General features: G+C 39.7%; 2 protein-coding genes and 1 pseudogene. All 3 read left to right on the top strand.

The window, feature by feature from the left end:
- Positions 1-228, top strand: a pseudogene (locus tag A3763_RS28610) (IS3 family transposase); the annotation flags it as partial.
- A 103-nt stretch (positions 229-331) separates the two neighbouring features.
- Entirely contained in the window at positions 332-2,425 is a 2,094-nt protein-coding gene (locus A3763_RS11250) for an ATP-dependent endonuclease (RefSeq protein WP_197476069.1), read from the top strand.
- The coding region (locus tag A3763_RS11245) for a UvrD-helicase domain-containing protein (RefSeq protein ID WP_068760033.1) at positions 2,425-4,066 on the top strand (1,642 nt) is incomplete at its 3' end. The genes A3763_RS11250 and A3763_RS11245, both read left to right, overlap by 1 nt.

The raw sequence follows: 4,066 nt of genomic DNA, 5'->3' as shown, positions 1-4,066 counted from the left end.
AAAGAGTTTGTCACTTGGTACAACACAGAGCACCGGCATAGTCGAATTAACTTTGTTACCCCAGAGCAAAGGCACTTAGGTCTGGATGAAGAAATATTATCGAAGAGGGATGAGCTTTATCGCAAGATGAAAAGAAAGAACCAAATAAGGTGGTCAAAAGCTACGCGGAACTGGGAGAAAGTGGGTGACGTTAAGTTGAACCCGGAGAAGGAAAAACAAGCAGCTTAAATGCTCAGGCGACAACTACCTTGAAAAACGCCGGATTTGGCCGTACACAATCTAAACCCGTATGGTAATATCAATGAATGCATTTAGCTCTTAAGAGAGCATTTTGACCAATGGAAGTACTCGCAATATCCAGTTTGCGATAGTTAGCAGGGATACCATGTTACTAAAAACAATTACCATTTCTGGCTACAAAAGCATTTCCTGTGACTATCCTCAAACAATTGAGTTTGAACCAGAGCTTACAGCTTTTATAGGCCATAATGGAACAGGAAAAAGTGCCGCGTTAGAAGCGCTAAATAAACTATTCTCAATCGATCACTCATTGCGTGGAATATCTCCTTCTGATTTTCATGTTGCGGATGACGCAGAGCCCAATACACAAAGGGACTTAAGTATAGAGGCAATCTTTACCCTTACTAATGCAGATGGGAACCCATCGGTTCCTCCCTTAATTAATGGACTTACTGTTTCTAGCTCCACCGGCGAAGTTATATTTAGGGTTCGATTAGAAGCAAGTCTGAACTTTGATTACAGTCCTTTAGGTGATGTCGACGAGAGTATTTGGGTTATTGATGGAGACATGGAAGATCCAGATGAAGAGAATAAACATCGTCTGTCTGCAACGCAAAGGAACGCAATTCAGGTCAATTACATTCCCGCCAATCGCGACCCTTTAGTCCAATTGAAGTATTCTTCAAAGGCTGTGCTTGGTCGATTGCTCAAAGCAATTAAATGGACTGAGGATGAACAGGGGACTTTTGAAAAAAAGGCGAAAGAACTCAATCAACTTGCGTCTGATAACTCCGCACTCTCGCAGATTACCGGAGCAATTAATGACAACTGGAAAACTATATATAAAGGTCGCCACCTTGGTGAAGCTGAACTTAGCTTTCCTGTTGGTGACGTAGATGAAATTCTGCGCCTTATACAATTACAATTTATGCCAGATGCCACAGGCAATAAGGTAAATACTAACCGTCTTAGTGACGGCCAAAAATCCCTTGTTTATTTTGCTTTGACAAAGGCTCTTTTTGATATCGATGCCGCAACTCGAAAGGCTGTTGTCAGTCGCGAGGTTTCGAATTTCGATGAAGATAAAATGAAGCTGCCAATCTTTAGCTTGATCGCGCTTGAAGAACCTGAAAATCACTTGTCCCCTCACTATTTGGGGAGAATTATAAGCTTGGTAAAAGACTATGGTTCAAATGAACTATGCCAGTCCGTTGTTGCTACGCACTCTGCATCTTTGGTGGGGAGGATTGAGCCCCAACAAATTCGTCACTTCAGGCTGGACAATGAGGAAGTTTGTTCACGTGTTCAGAAGTTAGAACTTCCTAAAGAAGGGGATGAGCAAGCAAAATATATCCGTGAGGCAGTAAAAGCCTATCCTGAAATATATTTCTCAAAGCTCGTCATACTTGGAGAAGGTGATAGCGAGCAAGTTATTCTCCCCAAACTATTGGAGCACTATGGTAAAGATATAGATTCGCATTCGATTTCTGTAGTTCCATTGGGTGGGCGACATGTAAATCATTTTTGGCGTTTGCTTAACTCTCTTAAAATACCATTTGTAACATTGCTTGATTTTGATATAGACCGAAATGGTGGCGGCTTTGGCCGTATGAAGTATGCCATCGAACAACTTAGTAGTTTTAATCCTAACCTAGAGTATTTGCATTCGAAGGTGCTCACATATATTCCAAACTGGACTGATACAAGAGATCCAAACGAATTCTCCTTATCTTATGACTCAGGAGTGTGTATCAATATTGTTGATGAGTTAGAAAAGTATAATGTGTTTTTTTCCAGCCCTTTAGATATCGACTACTCCATGATTTGCACGTTTCCAGAAATTTTTTGTGTGAAAGATCATAGTTATGGTGAAAGAGGCCCTACAGAAGGCAAGGAAGATGATGAAGACCAGAGTACAGAAAAAAGAAATCAGGCTCTTATTAAAGCTGTTCTTAAAAAAGGAAATTTAGGTAAACGATTTGATTTTGGTTCAGACTGGGAGCGCAATTTCTTGTGGTACCGCTATAGGTTCTTGTCTAACAAGAGTAAGCCAGCTTCTCATGTGCGCATGATGTCAAAGATAGAGGAGCAATATAATTCAGAACAAATAAAACAGATGCTACCTTCTGAATTGCAAAAACTCATGAATTGCATAATGGCGCTTTCTGAGCAGGTAATAGAGTAATGCGTGAATGGGCTCCTTCAGAGGGAGTAGATGCCACGAGCGAACTAATGAATATAATTACCTGCGATGATTCTATAGCTGTTCTTGCTGGAGCTGGTGCAGGTAAAACTGAATTGTTGGCCCAAAAAGCAAGTTACTTGTTTTACACCGCAAATTGCCCTTGGCCGAAAAGAATATTGTCGCTTACATTTAAGACTGAAGCTCAAATAAATATAAAAGAGCGGGTCAGTAAGCGTTGCGGAGATAAGGCTGCTCGGTTTGATTCTTTTACGTTTCATGCATTGTGCAAAAGTATTGTCGATAGATTTAAGAACACTCTACCACGGGCGGAACGTCCTATTAACAATTATGATATTGTTTTTCAGCGTAAAGAGGCTAATGGTACAACTAGAATATTGATGGGAGATTTGATAGGGCTGGCGATTCGTATTTTGAGATCCAGAGACGATATTCGAAATATGTTTGCAAGCTCTTATGAATATGTCTTTGTTGATGAGTTTCAAGATACAACGAACGAACAATACACATTGCTAAAATTGATGTTTCAGAATACCGCTACAAAAGTCTTGGCAGTTGGAGACCTGAATCAGAGTATTATGTTGTGGGCCGGAGCAAGGCAAACGATATTCAAAGATTTTTTAAATGAGTTTTCGGCACAGAGCAAGTTACTAGTAAAGAACTACAGAGCATCTACGGAAATTCAAAATATACTAAATATTTTACTACTCTTTATTCAAAACCCGTCATCAGCGATCTCAGAAATTGGAATTGCACCTGATCACTGCTCATTCCACACGTTTGAAGACGAGATTCAAGAAGCATCTTTCATTGTTGATAGCATTAGATCTGCAATCGAGAGAGGGGGCAAGGAGAACGATATCTGTGTTTTAACGAAGCAGCTTTCTTCGCAATACACAGAATTAGTGAGGGAAGAGTTAACGAGAGCTGGAATAAACAATCTAGACATGTCTGACCTACAAGATGCTCTAAAAGAGCCTCTAGGACAATTATTTTCGCTGTTTCTGAAATCCATAATTGCGCCAACACCTGAAGTAATGTCTAAGTTATTTCATATAAATCTATCGTTGAATAAGGTCAATTCAGGTGACTCAAAAGAAGAACCTTTGACGTTAGCTTTGGTCAATTTCATATCACATAAGCGTGAATTAATTACGCCTTTAACTTCAACTGATGAACTTATATCTTTTTTACATGGTTTCGTTCACGAACTTGGAGTGAAAAAAATAAAAGGTCGATGGAAACAATACAAATCTCCAGAATACTTCCAACAGATCTGGCAAACGCTAGAGGGTCATTTGAGGGATATGTGTGATCAAGCCAGTGCGTTGGAAGAGGCAGTAATGCTATTCAGTGCTGAAAATTCGGTACACTTAATGAATGTGCATAAGTGTAAAGGGCTTGAATATGACTCCGTATACTTTATTGGACTTGAGGATCAGGCATTTTGGAACTATAGAAATCAACCATTCGAGGACAATTGCTCCATATATGTGGCTCTTTCCAGAGCGAAAGAGCAAATTTACGTTACTTATACAAAATATAGATCACATCGTATTAATAGAGGGTTTGATAATAGACTATCCACTAATGACTCGCTGAAGCCGGTAGTCGATTTATTGA

This window comes from Oleiphilus sp. HI0128, assembly GCF_001635365.1.
Note: the sequence above shows the minus strand (reverse complement) of the source record. Positions and strands in the feature narration are given on the sequence as shown.